We start from the raw sequence: 14,420 nt of genomic DNA, 5'->3' as shown, positions 1-14,420 counted from the left end.
GAACATATGGAAGCGTATAGTGCAGAATATTTTAAGAAACTGGCGCATGATATCATGTTTGATGTCAGCGATGATGAAGTCGTCGAGCTGCAGGCAGAGTTTAAAGAACTGCTGTCACAGATTGATGTACTAAATGAAATTGATACCGAAGGTGTGGAAGAGATGATCTATCCATTCGAAGCAGAAACAAAATTCCTGCGTGAAGATGTGGTTGCAAATGTAATCTCTCAGGAAGATGCTTTAAGCAATGCGAAAAGCGTAAAAGCAGGACATGTACATGTACCAAAGGTGGTGAAGTAAGATGGATTTTGAAAGAGCGAGAATCGAAGATGTCGAAACACGTGTAAAAAGCGCTGTTGAAAGAGCAAAAGAAAAACAAGAAGAGCTCAATGCTGTTGTAAGCTTTGTCGATGTGGATAGCCAGTTAGCTGATTTAGCGAACAAAGATCCACATGCTCCTTTGTATGGCATGCCAATCGTATTAAAAGACAATGTGAATATGAAGGGTGTTAGAACAACTGCCAGCTCTCGTATACTGGATAACTATATTCCTGTATATGATGCACATATCAGTGAAAAACTGAAAGAAGCCGGTGCGATTGTCATCGCCAAATCTTCTATGGATGAGCTAGGTATGGGGGGAACGAATAAGAATGCCTATACCGGCAAGGTGAATAATCCTTGGGATACAATGCGTATTTCCGGAGGCAGTTCCGGAGGTAGTGCAGTATTGGTTGCTAGTGGAGTAGTACCTTTTGCCATCGGTACCGATACCGGGGACAGTGTACGTAAACCAGCTGCTTATAATGGCATTATCGGTATGAAACCAACCTATGGCAGAATTTCTCGTTACGGTATCATTCCTTATGCGAGCAGTTTGGATCATGTGGGATATTTTACCACAGCCATTGAAGATGCTGCTGTGGCATTGGAAGTATTAGCAGGAAGAGATGATCGTGATATGACCAGCTCTTATGAACCGGTACCAAACTATGCAAGCGATATCAACAGTGATATCAAAGGCAAGAAGATTGCGATATTGGATAATGTACAAGAAGCCATTACCAATGCTGAAATCAAAGAAAATTTTGATGCGCTGATGAAAAAATTACAGGCGAGAGGAGCCATCGTTGAGCATGTACGCTTTGATGATAAGCTGATGCGTGCGATGCTGCCGGTCTATTACATCATTGCCAATGCCGAAGCTACAGCGAACCATTCCAATTTAGATGGTATTCGCTTTGGTATGCGTGAAGATGGGGCAAGTGTGGAAGAAGTCATGATCAATTCTCGTACCAAAGGTTTATGTCCTTATGTACGTAAACGTTTTGTCATCGGCAGCTACTCTTTATTTGAAGAAAACCAGGAAAAAATCTTCCGTAAGGCACAAAAAGTACGCCGTTTGATCGTTGAAGAACTGAAAAAAGCATTAGCTGGTTATGATATCGTGATTGCCAGTGCATCCGGTATGATTGCGCCAAAAAGTGAAGACAGCCAGGATGAACACTTAAGCAAGGATGTCTTGGTTGCCGAAAACTATATGGTTATGGGGAATTTCTCCGGCTATCCAAGCATGAGCATGCCAACCGGCTTTGTGGAAGGTATGCCAATCGGTATTAATATGACCGCAAAACCATTTGCTGAACAAACCTTATTTAATATCGGAAAAGCCATTGAAGAAGAAACCGGCTTAAAAGGAAATGATGTGGAGGTGGACGCATGAAATACGAAACAGTCATTGGAATTGAAATCCACTGTGAATTAAAAACGAAGACAAAAATGTTCTCCTCAGCACCTGTGGCTTTTGGAGAAGTTGCCAATACCTGTGTCAATGAAGTGGACTTAGGTCATCCCGGAACATTGCCATGTGTCAATAAGGAAGCCGTAAAGCTGGCAATTAAAGCAGCTACAGCCTTAAAATGTGAAATTGATCCACTTGTAAAATTTGACCGTAAAAATTACTATTATTCTGATTTGCCAAAAGGCTTTCAGATTACTCAGCAGTTTCATCCTATCGGAAAAGGTGGCTGCATTCATATCGAAACCAAGGATGGCGTAGAGAAAGACATACGCATTAACCGCATCCACATGGAAGAAGATACCGCAAAACAGTTTCACTCAGAAGCCGGTACATTGATTGACTTTAACCGTGCCGGTACGCCTTTGATTGAGATTGTCAGTGAACCAGATATCCGCAATGGGGCAGAAGCTGCCGCTTATGTGGAAAAGCTGAGAACATTATTGTTGTATTTAGGTGTTTCGGATGTAAAAATGGAAGAAGGCAGCATGCGTTGTGATGTCAATGTATCCATTCGTGAAGCAGGCAGTGATACCTTTGGCACAAAGACGGAGGTTAAGAACCTAAACTCTATTTCCAATGTGCAAAAAGCCATTGATGCGGAAGTAGAACGTCAAATTGCACTTGTCAGCAAGGGTGAAAAAGTTGTACAGGCTACACGTCGTTATGATGAAACGCAAAAGACGACGATTCTAATGCGTAAAAAAGAAGGCGATGTGGATTATAAATTCTTCCCTGAACCAAATATTCCACCAATTCGTTTAGATGCTGCATGGATCAAGGATATTCAGGAACATATGGAAGAATTACCAGATGAACGTAAAGCACGTTATATGAAAGAAAATGGTTTAAAGGAATACGATGCAAGTGTTTTGGTTGCCAATCGTGACTTAGGTGATTTCTTTGATGCCGTATGTGAACATACGAAAAACTTTAAGAAAGCAGCAAACTGGGTCATTGTAGAATTACCGGCAGCTTTGAATAAGGACAATATCAAGTTTGCCAACAATCCATGTGAGCCAAAGCATTTAGCTGCTATGATCAATATGGTAGAAGCCGGAGAAATTAGTGGCAAACAGGCAAAAGTCGTATTTGAAGAAATCATGAAAGGCAAGGATCCTAAGACGGTCGTGGAAGAAAAAGGCATGAAGCAGATGAGTGATACCAGTGAACTGTTGGCAATGGTTACCAGTGTATTAGATGCCAATCCTCAATCCATTGAAGACTTTAAAAACGGAAAAGACAGAGCCGTTGGTTTCTTAGTTGGTCAAGTCATGAAGGCCAGCAAAGGACAGGCAAATCCGGCTTTAACGAACAAACTTATTCAGGAAGAATTAAAGAAAAGATAGCTTTTTCCAATGAAATTTAGTACAATGAATATTGTCAGGAGTGATAATATGGCGAAAAAAGGCAAAAAACAGACGACTGATAAACAGACGACTGGAAAAGCAAAACATACGAAAAGCAGAATTCTTTATTGGATTGCCGCTGTGGTAATTCTGATACCGGTGTTGCTTTTAGGTTATATTTATTTAAGTGCCAAAGAGAGTGCCGGCACGCCAACGGTTGGAAGTCGTTTTGACAATTCCCTTGATCCGGCAATCACAGAAGAACAATTAACAAAGGTAAAGGATGCTTTAAAATTTGATGGTGCAGAAAATGTGGAAGTCAATTTAAAGAGTGCTACCTTGCGCATTACTATTGATTTAGATGATAAAGCAGGCAGTAGTAAGGTGAAAAGTGTCTTAAATGATGCCTATGATAAGGTTGTTAAAATATTACCGGTCAAGACATATTTCACTAATCAAAAAGATGTGAGAATGTATGACCTGGATATTCATGTGTACAATTTCATCCCGGAAGGTGATGACACAAGCGGATGGGTGTATAAGGAAAAGGTGAAAAACGCCTCTGCGAAGAAAGCAGTAACCGATACCTTAAGCAGTGCCCGTAATAAGAAACAGGCAAATAAACTGTTGGAAGAACAGAAAAAGGATAAATAACAGAAAAGGGCGTAATGCCCTTTTTTAAGGAGTATGGGTATGAAGAAGAACGAACATGTATTTGGTGTATGCAGCGGCTATACAAGTGATGGGCATGGGGTTGTGAAAATTGATGGCTTTCCACTGTTTGTCAAAGGTATGATGAATAAAGAAAGTGGCGAGCTTGTTGTTACGTTGGTAAAAAAGAGCTATGGATTTGCGCGTTTATTGAAGCTGGATAAGGTGAATGAAGAGCGTGTAAGTCCAGCTTGTCCAATCGCAAAACAATGTGGCGGTTGTCAGCTGCAGCATATGTCTTATAAAGAACAGCTGGCATTTAAGAAACAGAAGGTGCAGGATGTTATTGAGCGCATTGCGAAATTGGATGTGCAAGTGGAAGATGTCTTAGGTATGACACAACCTGATCATTATCGCAATAAGGGGCAGATACCGGTAGGTGTTGTAAAAGGACAGGTCGTAACAGGGTTTTATCGTATTAATTCCAATACGATCATTGATACGGATAGCTGTGGCATTCAAAGTGTAAAGATCAATGCGGTGTTACAGACGATGCGAAGTTTGTTTAAAAAGTATGGAAATGCCGGTGTATTCCGTCATTTGTTAATTAAACATGCCTTTGTGACAGGAGAAGTCATGGTTGTATGGATCGTGCGACAGAAGAAGTTTGCACATAGGGAAGAAATGGTGCAGGAGTTAGTACAAACGATACCGGAGATTAAAAGCGTTGTGTTGAATCTGAATACACGTGAGGACAATGTGATTTTAGGGAAACAGGAAGAGGTACTGTATGGGGAGTCGTTTATTACGGATGAAATCAATGGATTGAAGTTTCATATTTCCGCGAAATCGTTTTATCAGGTGAATCCTGTGCAGACAAAGGTGCTGTATGGAAAAGCGTTGGAGTTTTGTGATTTGAAGGGAAATGAAACAGTCATTGATTTATATTGCGGCGTGGGGACTATTAGTATGTTTTTGGCGCAGAAAGCTGGGAAGGTCATCGGTATTGAAATCGTTGAGCAGGCGGTGCGTGATGCCAGAGAGAATGCGGCCTTGAATGGCTTGAATAATGTGGAATTTGTGTGCAGTGATGCAGCGGCGTATGCGAAGAAGATGAGTGAGCAGGGGGGAAGAGCGGATGTTGTGGTAGTGGATCCACCGAGAAAAGGGTGTGATCAGGTTACCTTGGATAGTATCGTGCAGATGGCACCGGAGCGGTTGGTGTATGTGTCGTGTGATCCGGCAACGTTGGCAAGAGATTTGCGGATTTTGGAGGGGAAAGGGTATCGTGTTGAGGTGGTGCAGCCGGTGGATATGTTCCCGTGGACGCATCATGTGGAGTGTGTCGTATCGATGTCATGGGCTGAGAAATAGAGTGTAGAAATGGCTTGAAATAAAGGAATTCCTGCGTCTTATCACTTGAAAATATTTTTCTGCGAGATAACTTAAGTCTTTTAAGGAACATAACCACTATTTTGTCGAAGTGTTGAATTAACAGTATGAATACAGTGATAGGTTAAGTTAATGAATTGACTAATCATAAACATCGAAAACAAGACGGTGATGATTAGGTGTCAGAGAGTTAGTGATACTTTGTGTCGAAAAACAAAAGAGTGTATTTATTCCGTAATACCAAAACGATAAAAGCGTGTTGGTATTTATTGTCGCGTCAGTACGAATAGTGTGGAATAATCGCAATGCTTAGCGCCACAGGTATTACACTTAACAAGGACAACAGCACAACACTTTAGTGGCTATTAACGGATGTCCATTTGGATATTGCAACCAGTAAAATTCAGAAACAGCGAGGCACAATATTTTACCTACAGATAATAGTCAGGCAATTGTATCAAAGGAGATATTTTAAAGTGGTACATATTGAAAAAGCAAGAAGGAGTAATGCTATTAAAAGTGAGAAGGATATTCTAAGAAAAAATCTAGTTTCATTCAACAGATAAAGGAAGTGATTAAAAAATGGATAAAAGCAAAAATCGTAATGAAAATAATTTCAACGACGCTATGAATTTTTATGGAACGACACAAATTGCAACTGGAGATATAATTAACAATAATAATTCTGATTCATCAACAATAAAGGCAACATACACACCAGAACCAAAATGGAGAAGCCCTTTTACTTTGGCAGTGTTAACTTGGATAAGTTTCATTATTGCAGTTCTTGGAATATTCCCACTTGGTAAATTGGTGGTAAATGTATGGAAGCTTTTCAAAGGAAACATTCAAGCTATTGTGGATTTTCCAACACAAACATATTTAATTATTTTGACTATTCTAATTTTTCTGTTTATATTGTTTTTTAGTCTGAGAAGAATTGTCAAAAAGCAAATAAGAGTGCCTTTAATTTTGAATTATGCAATTAATGGTTTTGGAGGATATATTGTTTTGGAGAAAATACATATTGCTAAATGTCCTATATGTGGTGGAAAGATGAAATATTATAATAAACCGGTAGAATGGCGAGAAGTAATGCATAGTGATGGGAGCATTAAACGTGAGGTGATAAGAAAAATACCAGCATTGGAATGCAAAAGAAATCACGAACATTTTTTTGGAGTCGATCCTGCGGAAGACAAAATCAAATGATTATGTTAGATCACATTCTTTGAATTTTATATGCAAAGATTAATAAAATAATATGAAGGGGAAATGTATTAATACTAAAAAAACAAATAAAAAATTAGTATATCCCTTAATGAATTGAGATTACTGAGGGATAATGCAGTATCATTACAAAATTGCAGTTCATCATACGTTAAAGATTCCTTTTCAGATTCAGCCACACCCTGCATCTTTTCTTTTCGCATTTTCCTCCATCCATCCTTACCACTTTCATCACGCAATCAATCCTATCTTTACTCCAAAAAACTTCCACATTATTCTTCCTGCTCCCTTTCCCACAACCTCAAAAAATACCGCATTATTATTTCCGCCCCTTTTTAAAATAAGGGAAAAATTACCGCATTAAAAAGCCCCATAGAAATAATCCCACTTCCTTTCTTACGATTATAATATAGACAGTTAAGAAAGGAGGACGTACAAATGAAAATAGTTGCTGTTGCTGCTTGTACATCCGGTATTGCTCATACGTATATTGCGAAAGAAAAACTGATTCGTGCTGCTGAAAGTCTGGGACACACGATTCACGTAGAAACTCAAGGGACTATTGGAACCGAAGATGAATTAACACCGGAAGAAATCAAAGCTGCCGATGTTGTCATCCTGGCAATTGACATTGCCATCACGGGAACAGAACGATTCGAGGGGAAACGAACTGTTAAGGTTCCAACCAATGTTTGCGTAAAAGCGCCAAAACAGTTACTTCAGAAAATCGAAGCTGAATTAAATAAATAAGGAAAGAGAGGAAAATTGAAATGAAAAAATTGGGAGCAGAATTGAAAAGACATGCCCTCACTGCCATCTCCTACATGCTGCCGCTGGTTGTAGCAAGTGGTCTATTGATTGCCATTGGTAATTTAATGGGTGGCGAAGTTGTTACAGATTTAAGTAAAATGACAATTCCAAGTGCTTTAACTTCACTTGGTGTTCTGGGAATGGGCCTATTGCCATCCTTTATCGCCGGTTACATCTCATACTCAATCGCTGATCGTCCAGGTATCGCCCCAGGTTTCTTAATGGGACAGATTGCATCCTTCTTAGGAGCCGGCTTCTTAGGCGGTATGGTCGGTGGTTACATCGTTGGTTACATCGCACTGTTCATCCGCAAGAACTTGAAAGTTCCTCACTGGGCAGAAGCTTTAATGCCTATGATGATCATTCCAACCTTATCTGCTATTCTTGGTGGATTGCTGATGTACTTCGTTATCGGTACACCAATCGTTTGGGCTACAGAAGCCTTAACAAACTTCATCACTGGTCTTGATAAGAGCGCAAAAGTTCTGTATGGCTTCATCATCGGTGCACTTGGCTGTATCGACTTCGGTGGACCTATCAGTAAAGTACCTAACCTAATCTGTGATGGTCTGTTACTGGAAGGAATCCAGGAACCAGAAGCAATTAAAGTATTAGCTGCTATGGTACCTCCACTAGGTATTACCTTATCCTTCGTATTCTCTAAATTCATGAAGAAAAACATCTATACTTCAACCGAAGTAGAAAACATCAAAGTTGCCTTCCCTATGGGTCTGTGCATGATTAGTGAAGGTGTTATTCCAATTGCTATGAACGACTTAATTCGTACGGTCATCTGTACAGCAACCGGCTGTGGTGTCTGTGGTGCTATCAGCTTTAGCTTAGGTGTTGCAAGTGCTGTACCATCTGGTGGTGTCTTCGTAATTCCGGCAATGTCAAATCCAATCGGTGCATTGTTTGCGCTATTGGCAGGTACTTGTGTAACAGCGATTCTGCTGGTATTGATTAAGAAACCAAGAACTGCTGCTGATGAAGTACAGGAAGAAGAAGTAGAAGAGGAAATGGATTTATCTGATATCAAGATTTCCTAAGATAACATGTTGAAAAAAACACGATTGGTGCTATCTAAGAAAAGGTGGCTAAACCTTGAAGGTGCAAGGGACGATATAAGGGGTTGTTCCTGCCTTCTCAAACAAACCTACGCTTAACCAGTACCAATCGTGACATTCAACAGAAAGGGGTTCTATGTACGTATCTATGAAAGGCATGTTGCAACGTGCCAATGAAGGCAACTATGCCGTTATGGCCATCAACTGCTTTAATATTGAAACGGCGCGTGCCGTTATCAACGCAGCACAAGAGCTGCGTGCTCCAATCATTGTGAACATTGTGCAGGAGCATATGGTCAATCATTGTGACAGTGCATTGATTGCGCCAATCGTTAAGCTGTTAGCAAACCGTGCGAGTGTTGAAGTTGCCTTAAATTTCGATCATGGTGAAGAAGTCGGGCTGTTAAAAAAAGCCCTGCAAGATGGTTACAGCAGTGTTATGGTCGATGCTTCACGTTATGATCTAGAAGGCAATATTCGCATGACGCGCGAAATTGTTGACTTCGCCAAACAGTTTGACGCCAGTGTAGAAGGGGAAATCGGCTGCATGGGCGCAAGTGCAGGGGATAACTTTACGAATGAGGATATGAAAACCAATCCACAACAGGCATTGCGTTTTGCCCAGGAAACCGGAGTGGATGCCTTAGCCATCTCCTTTGGTTCATCACACGGCAACTATCCAAAAGGCTATGTGCCGGAATTTGACTTTGAACGTCTAAAAGAAATCAAAGCATTAACAAACATGCCATTGGTGCTGCATGGCGGCAGTGGCTCAGGGGATCAGAATATAGAAAATTGTGTTCAATATGGTATTAATAAAATCAACGTTGGCTGTGACTTCATGAATGCCAATGTCGCAAGTATCAAACAACAGTTAGCAAAAGACCCTGACATCAATTACTGGGTAATGATGCATCAGGTAGAAAAAGACAGTCAGGAAATCATTAAGCATTACATCAAACTATCAAAATCACAAGGGAAATCCCTATAAGGGAAAAGGAGCGAAATACTTATGTTAATGAATATGAAAGACTTATTAAAAGTCGCACAGAAGAATCACTTTGCTGTACCTGCATTCAATATCGGTTCAGACCAGCTGTTAAAAGTTGTAATGAAGAAAGTGAAAGAATTAAAGAGTCCGGTTATCCTGGAAATGAGTCCAGATGAATTTAACTTCGTGGGAAATGCACAGATTCAGGCAATGATCTACGAAGCAGCACAGACAGATGTACCGGTATGTATCCACCTTGATCATGGAGATTCTTATGAAACTGCTGTACGTGCTATCCGTGCCGGCATGACTTCGGTTATGATCGATGCATCTAAGCTGCCTTATGAAGAAAATGTAGCGATTACAAAGAAGGTTGTAGAAACCGCACATATCGTAAATGTATCCGTAGAATCTGAATTAGGAACCATTGGTACTACTGGCAATTCCATTGAAGGTGGAACGGAAGGTGTTATCTATACCGTGCCAGAAGAAGCAAAACAGTTTATTGAAGATACGGGTATTGATACTTTCGCTGTAGCAATTGGTACCGCACATGGTATTTATCCAAAAGATATGAAACCAGAATTACGCATTGACATCTTAAAAGACATTACAAATCAGGTAGATGTACCATTGGTATTACATGGTGGATCTAGTAACAAGGATGAAGAAATTGCGGCAGCTGTAGCAAATGGTATTTGCAAGATCAATATTTCCAGCGATATCAAGGTTGCTTTCTATACACAGTGTCGTAAGACATTGGCAGAAAATCCAGGCTATCGCGAACCACTGGAAATCTATCCAGACGCAATGGAAGCTTGTGGAAAAGTAGTCGAAGAAAAAATTCGCTTGTTCAACTCCAACGACAAAGTGAAGTGCTATTACGAATAATCTGCTTTGGGGATGAAAGTCCCCTTTTTTTCTTAGTGAAAGATGTCTGTTTAAGTGCTGTGATGGATGTTGTGCGCTACTGGTGAGGTTTTTGTCAATTGCTAATATTGCATACTTTGGCTGAAGATAGATCCTTAGCTGGATGTTAATTGCTATGACTAAAAGCATACTTTGGCTGATGCAGGTGGCACATGCACAAGAAGGATATTGCTAGTACAGCTTTTAAAGGAATCCTTATAAACAGGCAGTACAACTTAAAAAATATGAAAGAAAGGATAGGTATAGGAAGGATGTTCTTATACTAGGTAAATTTATGAATTATGCAGTGGGTATTGATATCGGTGGTACAAATACCAGAGTAGCACTGATTAATGAAGCTTATGAAGTTTTACAACGCGAACAGTTTGCGACAGATCCCCTTCATCCTGCTATCACGTTTCAAAGAATAGCAGATACGATTGCCGCTTTTGGACATACGGTAAAAGGGATTGGCGTATCTTGTCCAGGGCCTTTGGATCTGGTACATGGGGTAGTCTTAACTCCGCCCAATCTTCCTGGCTGGCATCATCTTCCTCTTACCAAGGAGTTATCCACAGTGTGTCAAGTGCCGGTTATTTTAGAAAATGATGCAAATCTGGCTTGTTTGGCAGAGGCTGCAATCGGGGCAGGAAAAGGATATTCGCATGTACAGTTTTTAACGATATCGACAGGTATCGGTACTGGTTTAGCTATTGATAAACAGCTTTTCCATGGTTCCCGGGGCTTTGCCCAAGAAATTGCGAATTGTATCTTTTGGAAAGATGGACCTTCACAGGGGGATTTAAAGAAAGGCAGCATTGAATCTATTTCCAGTGGTACTGCCATTACCAAACGTGCACAAGAAGCCGGTTTAACGGTTGCGCATGCCGGTGAAGTCAATGATTTGGCAAAACAGGGCAATGTGGCAGCAATGCAGATCATGGAGGATGCCAAGGAGTATTTGGCAAATTTAATGGCGACTTTCTATGCTGTTTTAGATCCGGATATCTTTGTCTTAAGTGGTAGTGTAGCATTAAAGATTGAGGGCTTTATTGAAGAGATGGAAGCACGTGTGAAAGAAAAAGTATATGATGCCTTAAAAGATAATGTGAAGGTGGTAAAAGCACAATTGGATGAAGATTGTGGATTGATTGGGGCTGCCTATCTTGTCTTTCATGCTTAAGGCATGCATCGTTTAAATAAAAAAAAGCATACAAAAAAAGCTGGTTCGTAAGTGTATTACTGACTTCCTTTCCTTGGATGTCTAAACTTAGGGATTCACTTACTGTTTTTAACCAGCTTTTCTATTTTGTTTTCTATGTAGGTAAAGATCAAATCGCTTTTCAATCTCCCAGAGGATCTGTTACCTGCAAAGCATTCTACTTTTTAATAACGTAGGCATCAAACAGCTTTTGGTTATAGGCGTCTGCTCCATCCATATTACTGGATTTAAACACGGGAGCATCTACCCCACGCTGTTTCAAATCTTCCACAAAGCATCCCATCAGCAATTGTGCCAGATAGCATCCGGTCAGCGTACTGATTGGCCCCATACGTGTTTCCTTATCAATATCCACTCCGGCATCGCCATAAGGAGCGACATTATCTAAGACAACATCAGCTAACTCAAACAGACGCTTGCCACTCTCATGACGGCTTTTGATCGTCTTTGAATGAGATAAGGAAGTAATCGCAATAATCTTAGCACCTTTTGCTTTTGCACGCATCATATACTCAATCACCAAAGGATTACGTCCGGAGTTGCTTGTGGCGATGATGACATCGCCATCTTCTATGTGATATAACACATCCAATACATCAGCGTAAGCTGCCGTACGTTCCACATGGGTACTCTTGGTAGGATGGGTTGCCAAAGTCATCTCAATCTCAACGATTGGATAAATTTTTGCATAACCACCAGCTCTTGCGTACACATCCTGACCGATCATGTGGGAATGGCCTGTTCCAAAGGTATATAAGGTATGACCATTTTGGACAGCATCTGCCATCAGTTTTGCGCCTTTTTCAATGGCATCTTCATTGGTTTTTGTGGCATTTTCCATCGCCTTCATCACAACTTCGTGATAGGTTTTAAAAAACTCCATAATGCACCTTCTTTCTTTGCATTCAGTATACCATGAAAGATGGAGTGAGGCGTAGCAAAATTATGCAGATATACACAATCTTTCTAAAAAATATACATTATAGTGGATTTGTAAAAATAAATAGACGATAATACTCTTTATTTTGGTATCGTAGAGAATGTTTAATCAAAATATTTTATAATGTACATACTTAAGGAGTGGGAGTATGGCAAAAACAACGGAGATCAACCAAGCAATTGGTTATGCGATCAAAGAAGGGTTAGCACGGAAACATATGACACAATCAGAATTAGCGGGAATCGTAGGTTCTACACAACGTTCGATTTCGTCTTATGTGACTGGGAATACACAGCCGCCATTAGATATACTAACTCATATCTGTTTGACGTTGGAAATTAATATGAATCAGATTTTATTAATTCCGGAATTTCATAATCCACATCGTATTGTTAAGGAAAAGGATGAGCTGGAGTATATGGCCTTGTTGGATGGATTAAATGCTTGTGGGAAGAAGGATTTTATTCAGACAGCCAAACAGATTCGCAAACTAATTAAGTGACAGTGCCAACGGCGCTGTTTTCTTTTTTATGGAAACATCGATATGTCTAGTATAACCAGATGTATTCATCAGCACTTTAGAGAGCTAGAAAAATTATTCAATGTTTCAAGCTTTAAAGCTTAGAGCCTAAAAGATTCTACATGTCCTATATTCTTTTCATATGGTTATAAAATTATGAAAAAGCTTTTTTATTCTAAGAACTTACAATTTTTGTAAAATTATCAGAAATTATGGTGAATAGGATGTAGAATCTGCTATTTATAGCAGATTATCTATGGACAACTGCTAAGGAAATCTATACTATATAAAACGAAGGAGTGGTGTGGTATGGAAGAAAAACAGCTAATGGAGGTAGATGAAAAAGAAGTTGCGATCATCCAGTTTTTTCGCAGTCTTTCAAATGAACAAAAGGAAACCTTCTGTGACTTTTTAATTACGCTGAAACAGTTTTTAAATGATGAAAAAAGCTGAGTAAATGGCTTACTTTATCTATCGCCTATGCTATAATAAAGATAACAAATGCATAACGATATAAGACAGAGGTAACACGAATGAATGAAAAGGATGTAAGGAATAATCTGGGGTATTGCGGAAAGGCATGTGCGCTTTGCGCAGATGCTTGGTTTTGCAAAGGCTGTAAATCCAATGATCCAACACTGGCAAGGCATATGCAGAAGACAGGTTGTTATCAACAGCATTGTTGTAAAGAAAAAGGCATTGCTGGCTGTTGGGATTGTGATGATGCTCCTTGTGATAAGGATGTGTTCGCACTGGATGAACCTGCTGTTTATCGTGCAGCGATTCGCTGTGCAAAATATGGGGGTCCTATGGAATTGGCTAGTAAGATTTTTTTGAATCAGATACATGGGATATGTTATCCATTGGCATATTTTGGCTGTGAGGATGAACAAGAAGCACGAAGGCTGCTAGATACATATGAAGAAGAAGTAACAGAGAAAGTAAACAATAACTAGTCTCATTTGTGATAGCATCATAGAAACGATCATCAGAGAAAAGGCGGTAAAACCTAAGAGAACCATTTCGTCATAAGGAGGAATGGTTTTTTTTAGGTTCTATGTTTATGATAGGGTTTATGGTTTTTATAACAATAAAGCATTCACTGTTTTAATACAGAAATCGTATGGTATATTCATTTTGCTATAGCATGGGTACCATTAGAATTTCTATATTATCGAAGGATATTCATAATATAAGTTCCATTCGTAGAAACATCATTTTATGGTTTAAAGGGGAGGTAAAGGAAGTAAATGGAATACAGTATGTAAATTAATTTCATAGATTAAATGAAAATATTTCAAAATAATGATTGACATTTACATTCCTTGGAAGTAAGATAGATATAGAATATGAATGCGTCGAAAAGAAATAGTAGGTTTAGGGAACATGACAGAGAGTCTTTCATTGGTGGAAGAAAGATATGCATAACTATTCACGAACACATCTTGGAGCAGTTTCAGGGAACTTCAGTAGCTGAAATCGGAAATGACCCTGCACCCGTTATCGTGCTAGAGTATGTTGGTACTCGAAGAGGTTGGTGC

At 39.7% G+C, this 14,420-nt stretch carries 15 protein-coding genes and 1 other annotated feature (1 of these 16 running past the window's edge); of the genes, 14 read left to right on the top strand and 1 reads right to left on the bottom strand.

The features are described 5' to 3' along the window. Positions 1-6 precede the first annotated feature (6 nt). The 11 genes from gatC to EDD61_RS05165 all read left to right on the top strand — a co-directional run bounded on the left by gatC (position 7) and on the right by EDD61_RS05165 (position 11,380). A complete protein-coding gene (gatC, locus tag EDD61_RS05215; protein ID WP_008689732.1) occupies positions 7-300 on the top strand; it encodes an Asp-tRNA(Asn)/Glu-tRNA(Gln) amidotransferase subunit GatC in 294 nt (97 codons plus the stop codon). A gap of 1 nt (position 301) precedes the next feature. Next, complete coding sequence (locus EDD61_RS05210; protein WP_132224393.1) at positions 302-1,723, top strand: amidase family protein; 1,422 nt, start codon at positions 302-304, stop codon at positions 1,721-1,723. After that, positions 1,720-3,147, top strand: coding sequence for an Asp-tRNA(Asn)/Glu-tRNA(Gln) amidotransferase subunit GatB (gene gatB, locus EDD61_RS05205; RefSeq protein ID WP_132224391.1), 1,428 nt, complete (start codon positions 1,720-1,722; stop codon positions 3,145-3,147). Before EDD61_RS05210 ends, gatB begins: the two co-directional genes overlap by 4 nt. 48 nt (positions 3,148-3,195) lie before the next feature. Further along, positions 3,196-3,801 carry a hypothetical protein gene (locus tag EDD61_RS05200; RefSeq protein ID WP_008689729.1) on the top strand — a complete coding sequence of 202 codons (606 nt, stop codon included), beginning with the start codon at positions 3,196-3,198 and terminating at the stop codon, positions 3,799-3,801. 39 nt (positions 3,802-3,840) lie between these two features. Then, entirely contained in the window at positions 3,841-5,172 is a 1,332-nt protein-coding gene (rlmD, locus tag EDD61_RS05195; RefSeq protein ID WP_132224389.1) for a 23S rRNA (uracil(1939)-C(5))-methyltransferase RlmD, read from the top strand. A gap of 600 nt (positions 5,173-5,772) precedes the next feature. After that, entirely contained in the window at positions 5,773-6,402 is a 630-nt protein-coding gene (locus tag EDD61_RS05190; RefSeq protein ID WP_132224387.1) for a hypothetical protein, read from the top strand. A 456-nt stretch (positions 6,403-6,858) separates the two neighbouring features. Next, entirely contained in the window at positions 6,859-7,170 is a 312-nt protein-coding gene (locus tag EDD61_RS05185) for a PTS fructose transporter subunit IIB (RefSeq protein ID WP_008689628.1), read from the top strand. A 20-nt stretch (positions 7,171-7,190) separates the two neighbouring features. Further along, positions 7,191-8,279, top strand: a complete 1,089-nt coding sequence (locus EDD61_RS05180; RefSeq protein WP_008689627.1) for a PTS fructose transporter subunit IIC — start codon at positions 7,191-7,193, stop codon at positions 8,277-8,279. Positions 8,280-8,433: 154 nt separating this feature from the next. Continuing rightward, a complete protein-coding gene (locus EDD61_RS05175; RefSeq protein ID WP_132224385.1) occupies positions 8,434-9,288 on the top strand; it encodes a class II fructose-bisphosphate aldolase in 855 nt (284 codons plus the stop codon). Positions 9,289-9,309: 21 nt separating this feature from the next. Continuing rightward, the gene (locus tag EDD61_RS05170; protein ID WP_132224383.1) at positions 9,310-10,179 is read left to right on the top strand and encodes a ketose-bisphosphate aldolase; all 870 of its coding nucleotides are present in this window, start codon (positions 9,310-9,312) and stop codon (positions 10,177-10,179) included. 313 nt (positions 10,180-10,492) lie between these two features. Beyond that, positions 10,493-11,380, top strand: coding sequence for an ROK family protein (locus tag EDD61_RS05165; protein ID WP_132224381.1), 888 nt, complete (start codon positions 10,493-10,495; stop codon positions 11,378-11,380). Between the two features lie 196 nt (positions 11,381-11,576). Here the strand turns inward: EDD61_RS05165 and EDD61_RS05160 are convergent, their stop codons facing one another. After that, the gene (locus EDD61_RS05160) at positions 11,577-12,302 is read right to left on the bottom strand and encodes a sugar isomerase domain-containing protein (RefSeq protein WP_008978791.1); all 726 of its coding nucleotides are present in this window, start codon (positions 12,300-12,302) and stop codon (positions 11,577-11,579) included. Positions 12,303-12,507: 205 nt separating this feature from the next. Here EDD61_RS05160 and EDD61_RS05155 point away from each other — a divergent pair, with 205 nt between their 5' ends. The 3 genes from EDD61_RS05155 (at position 12,508) to EDD61_RS05150 (ending at position 13,835) form a co-directional block, all read left to right on the top strand. Then, a complete protein-coding gene (locus tag EDD61_RS05155) occupies positions 12,508-12,861 on the top strand; it encodes a helix-turn-helix domain-containing protein (protein WP_008689622.1) in 354 nt (117 codons plus the stop codon). Positions 12,862-13,188: 327 nt separating this feature from the next. Continuing rightward, a complete protein-coding gene (locus EDD61_RS13770) occupies positions 13,189-13,332 on the top strand; it encodes a hypothetical protein (protein ID WP_008689621.1) in 144 nt (47 codons plus the stop codon). An 80-nt stretch (positions 13,333-13,412) separates the two neighbouring features. After that, positions 13,413-13,835: a DUF3795 domain-containing protein gene (locus tag EDD61_RS05150; protein ID WP_132224380.1), complete on the top strand. Its 423-nt coding sequence runs from the start codon at positions 13,413-13,415 to the stop codon at positions 13,833-13,835. A 393-nt stretch (positions 13,836-14,228) separates the two neighbouring features. Next, positions 14,229-14,420: a binding site (T-box leader), on the top strand (it continues 55 nt past the right edge of the window).

Source organism: Longicatena caecimuris, from assembly GCF_004341945.1.
GTDB lineage: Bacteria > Bacillota_I > Bacilli_A > Erysipelotrichales > Erysipelotrichaceae > Longicatena > Longicatena caecimuris.
Note: the sequence above shows the minus strand (reverse complement) of the source record. Positions and strands in the feature narration are given on the sequence as shown.